Raw genomic sequence first — 6,507 nt, forward strand, 5'->3', positions numbered from 1 at the left:
AACATCATGATTAATAACCCAAATGATGTCGGCTTTATTCACGATATCAGTAGCTTAGATAAGCTTCGTCAACAAGCGACCAGTGGCGATAAAGCCGATGATAAAGCGGCACTTCGCGCCGCAGCAACACAGTTTGAATCGATTTTTACCTCCATGATGTTGAAGTCGATGCGGGATGCAAATACGCACTTTGAATCGGATATGATGAATAGCCAAAATGGTCAGTTCTATCAACAAATGCTTGATGACCAAATGGCCAGTGAATTGAGCTCATCGGGTTCAATGGGCTTGGCGGATATGATTGTAGCTCAGCTAAGTGCAGGGCAAGATTTGGAAGATGAAGCGCCAAGCACAGAAGTTCGTATGCGTAATGACGCGTTCCATAGCTCGTTACAAATGCCGTACGATGAGGCTAAAGCGCGTGAAATGGCGGCGACATTAGGACTCAATGAGAGTAAGCAAACTCAGGCGGTGGATTTCAACACACCTAAGAGTTTCGTTGAGTCGCTGAAACCTTATGCCGACAGTGCCGCGAAATCACTGGGTGTGGATCCATCGTTGTTACTTGCGCAAGCCGCGTTAGAAACAGGTTGGGGCAAAAAGGTAGTGAGTAACAGCCAAGGTAGCAGTAATAACCTGTTTAATATTAAAGCCGATCGTAGTTGGGATGGTGGCAAAGTGGCCACTCAAACCCTTGAGTATCACCAGAACGTGCCAGTTCAAGAGCGTGCAGCGTTCCGTTCTTATGGTACGTACGAAGAGAGCTTTAATGACTACGTCCAATTCTTAAATGAAAACCCGAGATATCAATCCGCGCTTAAGCGTGATAGTGGTTCAGAGTCGTTTATACGCGATATTCATCAGGCCGGTTATGCTACAGACCCAAGCTATGCTGATAAGGTCTTACGAGTGAAAGCGCAGATTGACGGTATGGATCTGTAGCTTCTTCCAAAGGTTACCCAGCGTCGCGTCGGGTAACCTTCTTAATTTTATACTTCTTTCTCTAATCTCTAATCTCTAATCTCTAATCTCTATCTCAAATCTCTAACAGCTGTCGCGTTTCTTTGTTGGTATCTAGCGAAGCGAAGAACAACGTTATCCTTGCCCGAGGAATGATAATAAATAGGTGTTGGCATATATATTGCTTATCAATATGGCGGGCTATGCTGTAGTCCGTTGATTCTTTAAGCGTAATTTGTATTTGAGTTGCGCGAATGGTTATTTTTTGGGGGCGATATGGCGTCAGATCTTCTGAACTTAGGTACGCAAAGTGTACTCACGGCTCAGAGACAGTTAAACACCACTGGTCATAACATTTCGAATGCAAATACTGAAGGTTATAGCCGACAGTCTGTCGTACAAGGCACCAATAGCCCAAGGCAGTTTGGCGGTCAAACCTACGGCATGGGTGTGCATGTGGAAAATGTTCGCCGCTCTTGGGATCAGTTTGCCGTTAAAGAGCTCAACGTGGCAACAACACAAGTTAACTATCGTAATGAAAATTTGGCAAACCTTGATCTCATGTCAGGGATGCTATCTTCTGTGGCCTCAAAAAAAATACCTGAAAATTTAAATGATTGGTTCAGCTCAGTAAAAACCCTTGCCGATACACCCAACGATGTTGGTGCGCGTAAAGTGGTATTAGAAAAAGCCAATCAAGTCCGTCAAACGTTTAACAATGTGCATGAAACCATTCGTCAGCAGGCAGATACGGCCAATAAAAAGCTAGAAATGGGTGTTGAGCGAGTGAACCAACTCGCCGTAGAGATCCGAGATATTCATCGATTGATGATGAAAACCCCGGGACCTCATAATGACCTGATGGACAAGCATGAAAACTTGGTGAAAGAACTGTCTGAATACACCAAAGTGACCATCACACCGCGTAAAAATGCCGAGGGATTTAATGTTCATATTGGCAGCGGGCATACTTTGGTCTCCGGCACCGAATCCAGTCAGTTGAAGATGATCGACGGCGATCCCGACGTTCACCAACGACGTTTAGCCATGGTGGAAGGCAAGGGCATTAAAGCCATTACCGCGACCGATATTGGCGGTAAATTAGCGGGAATGTTTGAGCTACGTGATAAAGAAATTCCGTACATCATGGATGAACTTGGGCGAGTGGCGACGGCATTTAGCTTTGAGGTGAATAAGCTACAAAATCAGGGGCTTGATCTTAATGGTCAGGTTGGCGCTGATATTTTTGTCGACACCAATAGTGAAGCTATTGCGAAATCTCGTGTGGTCGCGACGCCGCAGTCGAATGCGGATGTAGCGGTGTACATTGGCGACACCAGTGATCTAAAAGGCGGTGAATACGCGCTTAAATACAATGGCACCAATTACACCGTGACTAAGCCTGATGGTGAAACCATCACGGCGGAACTGAATATTGATGGTCGCGCATTTTATGTTGATGGCATGATTATCGACGTTCGTAACGCGCCAGCAACGGGTGAAAAACTCTTGATTCGTCCTACCCGACATGGCGCGGCAGAAATTCAAATGGACACCAATGATCCCAAAGCAATTGCTGCACAGAGTTTTGAAGCGTCGACGACGTCAGCGCAAGGAACGGCAAAGTTTACGATGCTTGCCGCAGGTCAGTTGCGAGAGTTTGAAGTGCTGGTTTCCCCAACAGGGAAGGAATTCGCGGTAACGGATACCAAAGGGAACATATTGTTGGCCCCACAACCTTATCCGCCTCCGGGTCCCGTTTCGGTGTTAGGAACAGAATTCCAGTTGACTGCGGGCGCATTACCGAATGATAAATTCACTGCCAATCTAACTCATTCAGAGGGTGATAACGGGAATTTACGAAAGATGTTTGATATCCAGCGCGACAAAAAAATGAATGGCAATGATTCGACCATTATTGATGTCTACCATAACTTGAATACTGACGTGGGGCTAAAGGCTTCAACCGCGACACGCTTGCAGGAAGTGGCGGAATTAGAGCATCAAGCGGCGCAAAGTCGAGTGGCTTCCATTTCTGGCGTCAATTTGGATGAAGAGGCGGCAAATATGATGAAGTTTCAGCAAGCGTATATGGCGTCTTCTCGCGTCATGCAAGCGGCCAATGAAACTTTCGATACTATCTTGCAGTTAAGGTAGGAGCGCTAATTTATGATAAACAGAATCTCAAGTTTTCATAGTTATCAGACTGTGCAAAACGACATGCGCAAACAAGAAAATAAAATCCATCATAACCAGGCGCAACTGGCCTCTGGAAAGCAATTGCAAAAACCCGCTGACGATCCGTTAGCGATACACTATTTACAAAAGGTTGGTCAGCAAACTGAGCAGCTAGACCATTTTACTGATGCGATTGTGTTGTCGCGTAACCGCCTTGAGCATCAAGAAGTGATGTTGCGCGAGACCGAGCAATTTTCTGATGAGGCGAAGCGTTTGACGATGGAGTCGATTAACGGCGCGTTGTCACCGCAAGACCGCGAAGCAAAAGCACGAGAACTGCAAGAACTCGCAAAAAACTTTCTCGCGTTAGCTAATAATCAAGACGAATCAGGCAATTACACATTTGCGGGAACTAAGCCGAAAACGCAGCCATTTTTTGCGGATAACCAAGGGCGTATCGCCTATGCGGGCGATGATTATCAGCGAAAAATGCGTATTTCCAACAGCATGGAAATGCCCACTAGTGATCCTGGCAGTAAGCTGTTTATGGAAGTGGAAAACCCATTTGGTGGTTATAAGCCAAATTTTCAATTACAAAATGCGTCTGAATTGCTACTTGATAAAGCGTATAACCAAAACGCTAACGATAGCAGTACTTACAAAATCACCTTTGTTGATATGGGACGCGAGCAGTTTGGCTATCAATTAGAACGAAATGGTTCCGTAGTCAAAGCAGGCGATTACGATAACAAAAATGGAATTTCGCATGAAGGCTTCAGTCTTCGAGTGAAGGGGCAGATCACCGCTGGTGACGCTATTACGCTTAGTCCAAGAGAAAGTTTTAGTGTGTTTGATACGTTTAAAGACGCCATTAAAGCGTTAGACTCTGACGCCTCTGATGCTTCGGCTAATGCAGAGTTGCATCGAGTGACAGAGGAATTTCATACGGCGTTCTTACATCTTACTAAGGCAAGAACCGATGTGGGTGTTCGCCTGAGTACCTTAGATACGCAAGAGCAACAAAACGAAGATTTTAAAATTTCACTGGCCCGTTCAAAAAGTAACTTTGAAGATTTGGATTACTCCAAAGCGGTCATTGAATTTGAAGAAAACTCGAGAGCGTTACAAGCTTCACAATTGGCGTTTGGTAAAACCAAAGATCTAACACTATTTAATTATTTGTAATCGTTAACTCATTCTGGCTTTTTTGCTATGGGCGGATCGCGAAAACGCAAAGCCTTTGGAATGTAGAGACAATGATAACGGCCTCGGTTGCCATATGCGCAATGCCATATGAGCGTAGGTCGATTAAGCGGCAATAATTCCCGCCTTGCCATTGCCTCTGAGAGTAATAATGCGCGATGGTATTGTTATGCGTAATGATACCTAGCTCTAACATGCAGATAAATAAAGGTTTTGTTGATTGCGTGAGTGGTTGTTGGTTTTTGGCATGGTATTTGTATATTAATCCCAGAAAGCATCAATAAGACTAACGGAGTTCGTTGGTTTAATTTAATGAATAGATACTCCATCTGATACGGGGTATCAGATGGATGTTGTCGGTCAGTGCATTTCCTTATGAGAGCAATGCTGACCACTTCGCAATCCATCTTGAATGTTTGCGAACTCATTTAGGAGAGCAAAATGGCAGTGACAGTAAGTACTAACGTGTCGGCAATGACCGCACAACGTTACCTTAATAAAGCTTCTGGGGATCTAAACACCTCAATGGAGCGCCTTTCGTCTGGTCATAAGATCAATAGTGCGAAAGACGATGCGGCGGGTCTGCAGATTTCAAACCGTTTGACCGCACAGTCGCGCGGGCTAGATGTCGCGATGCGCAATGCCAATGATGGTATTTCGATTGCACAAACCGCAGAAGGCGCAATGAATGAGTCAACAAATATCTTGCAAAGAATGCGAGATCTTGCCATTCAATCCTCTAACGGCACAAACTCGCCGTCAGAGCGTCAAGCGATCAATGAAGAGTCAAATGCGCTTCAAGCTGAACTAAACCGTATTGCTGAAACCACGTCATTTGGTGGACGCCGTCTACTAAATGGGTCGTTTGGCGATGCTTCGTTCCAAATCGGTGCTAACTCTGGTGAAGCAATGATTATGGGGTTGACGAGCATTCGTGCTGATGACTTCCGTATGGGTGGTTCGACTTTCCTCGCTGAAAATGGCAAAGACAAAGATTGGTCTGTGGCGCCTGATGCAAGTGATCTGAAATTTGAATTTGTCACAAAAGGTGGTGAAGAAGTGTCGATTGATATCATTGCCAAGCAAGGTGATGATATCGAACAGCTCGCGACTTACATCAACGGTCAATCGGATAAAGTGAATGCATCGGTGGGTGACGATGGTGAATTACAGATTTTCATCGCCGAGCCTGATTTAGCAGGTGATCTATCCATCTCTGGTGGTTTAGCCTCAGACCTTGGATTGAGCAACGAAGCGAAACCAATGACGGTTCAAGATATCGATATGACAACGGTAGCGGGCTCTCAGAATGGTATTTCGATTATCGACTCTGCGTTAAAGTATGTGGATTCACAACGTGCGGATTTAGGTGCTAAGCAAAACCGTCTAAGCCACAGTATTAATAACTTAGCCAATGTCCAAGAAAACGTTGATGCGTCAAACAGCCGTATCAAGGATACGGACTTTGCTAAAGAAACAACCGCAATGACTAAGAATCAGATTCTGCAGCAAGCAGGTACCTCGATTCTTGCTCAAGCGAAACAGTTGCCTAACTCTGCGATGACCTTACTCCAGTAGTAAACAGCGTAGGTTAAGTAAGAGTGATAGCCGCCAGACGTGGCAATCTATCATCACTTACAGGCATGCATATCTTGCGAAGGTGTTGGGGCTCTCTCTCACAACCTGCCCTAATACGGTAACAAGGTATGTTCGGTTTGCCGGTTTGCGTTCATTTCTCTTGATCTCCACGCAGCCTCTGGCGACCACCCAGCCCCGGTTCTCTCAAAGGAAAAGGGGCTTTTTCTTTTCTTAAGCAAAACGTTTACATCACATCACATCATTTCGCCAGTCACTTGCTGAACAACACATTTGTTTGGGTTATCACTTATTTGGGTTATCACTTGTTTGGGGTGTAACTTGGTTGGGATATTACTTTAGTTGGTTCGCCATTCGCGTTGTCGTTGACTCATTCCGCTAGCAAGGTACGTGACGTCTTTTCCTGCTTTGCCAAAATAGTAAGCCGGAGGTTGTCGGCCCCCTTCAGGTAAACTTTACCCCTTTTCTACTATTTTTTTACTGTTTGGCTAAATCCTAATCAAATAGTTATTTTCTTGGTTTTTTTGAACTTTTTTTCTAAAGGTTTTCACCATCGTGTCGTTAAAGGAT

Annotated in this window: 4 protein-coding genes; all 4 read left to right on the top strand. The window is 44.9% G+C overall.

Annotated elements, in window-relative coordinates:
* Nucleotides 1-6 precede the first annotated feature (6 nt).
* The 4 genes from flgJ to M9196_RS22360 all read left to right on the top strand — a co-directional run bounded on the left by flgJ (nucleotide 7) and on the right by M9196_RS22360 (nucleotide 5,919).
* Nucleotides 7-942 (top strand): flagellar assembly peptidoglycan hydrolase FlgJ, encoded by a 936-nt coding sequence (gene flgJ / locus M9196_RS22345; RefSeq protein ID WP_250619712.1) that lies wholly within the window; start codon nucleotides 7-9, stop codon nucleotides 940-942.
* 294 nt (nucleotides 943-1,236) lie between these two features.
* Complete coding sequence (flgK, locus tag M9196_RS22350; RefSeq protein WP_250619713.1) at nucleotides 1,237-3,117, top strand: flagellar hook-associated protein FlgK; 1,881 nt, start codon at nucleotides 1,237-1,239, stop codon at nucleotides 3,115-3,117.
* A gap of 12 nt (nucleotides 3,118-3,129) precedes the next feature.
* Nucleotides 3,130-4,323: a flagellar hook-associated protein FlgL gene (gene flgL / locus M9196_RS22355; RefSeq protein ID WP_250619714.1), complete on the top strand. Its 1,194-nt coding sequence runs from the start codon at nucleotides 3,130-3,132 to the stop codon at nucleotides 4,321-4,323.
* 459 nt (nucleotides 4,324-4,782) lie between these two features.
* On the top strand, nucleotides 4,783-5,919 hold the full coding sequence (locus M9196_RS22360) for a flagellin (protein ID WP_250619715.1): 1,137 nt from the start codon (nucleotides 4,783-4,785) through the stop codon (nucleotides 5,917-5,919).
* Nucleotides 5,920-6,507 lie beyond the last annotated feature (588 nt).

The sequence above is a fragment of the Vibrio methylphosphonaticus genome, assembly GCF_023634655.1.
GTDB lineage: Bacteria > Pseudomonadota > Gammaproteobacteria > Enterobacterales > Vibrionaceae > Vibrio > Vibrio methylphosphonaticus.

Excerpts from the sequence above, each read along its gene's own strand:
- flgK (WP_250619713.1), top strand. The coding sequence starts at position 1,237 with ATGGCGTCAGATCTTCTGAACTTAGGTACGCAAAGTGTACTCACGGCT.
- flgL (WP_250619714.1), top strand. The coding sequence starts at position 3,130 with ATGATAAACAGAATCTCAAGTTTTCATAGTTATCAGACTGTGCAAAAC.
- M9196_RS22360 (WP_250619715.1), top strand. The coding sequence starts at position 4,783 with ATGGCAGTGACAGTAAGTACTAACGTGTCGGCAATGACCGCACAACGT.
- flgJ (WP_250619712.1), top strand. The coding sequence starts at position 7 with ATGATTAATAACCCAAATGATGTCGGCTTTATTCACGATATCAGTAGC.